Raw genomic sequence first — 437 nt, 5'->3', positions numbered from 1 at the left:
GTAATGGGACACTAGAAGACGGTACGTTGTAAGAATCGGTGATGCAAACTGGAACAAGTCTGTAATATGTAGAAATTCCGACAGAATTAATATGTTTAGAGGCAGTAAGAGAAAACTATAATGCTTTAGCTTATGTAAAGGAACAAACAGAAAAGATTTGTTTAGAAGCAGTTAATAAAAGTTATGAAGCGCTGAAATATGTGAAAGAACAAACAGAAGAAGTTTGTCTAAAAGCAGTAAAACAAGATTATAGAATGTTGAAATATGTAAATAATCAAACAGAAAAAATATGTTTAGAAGCAGTAAAGCAAAATTATAGAGCTTTAGAATTTGTTGATAATCAAACAGAAAAAGTTTGTCTTGAAGCAGTAAAACAGAATAGAAAAGCACTACAGTATGTAAAACAAAAACAAAGTTAAAAGGCTAAAATATATGGG

At 29.7% G+C, this 437-nt stretch carries 1 protein-coding gene; it reads left to right on the top strand.

The window, feature by feature from the left end; translation table 11 throughout:
• Window positions 1-74: 74 nt before the first annotated feature.
• The gene (locus tag ERX29_RS11130; RefSeq protein ID WP_341777610.1) at window positions 75-419 is read left to right on the top strand and encodes a DUF4116 domain-containing protein; all 345 of its coding nucleotides are present in this window, start codon (window positions 75-77) and stop codon (window positions 417-419) included.
• Window positions 420-437: the final 18 nt, after the last annotated feature.

The organism is Macrococcus lamae (assembly GCF_004359545.1).
Lineage (GTDB): Bacteria > Bacillota > Bacilli > Staphylococcales > Staphylococcaceae > Macrococcus > Macrococcus lamae.
Note: the sequence above shows the minus strand (reverse complement) of the source record. Positions and strands in the feature narration are given on the sequence as shown.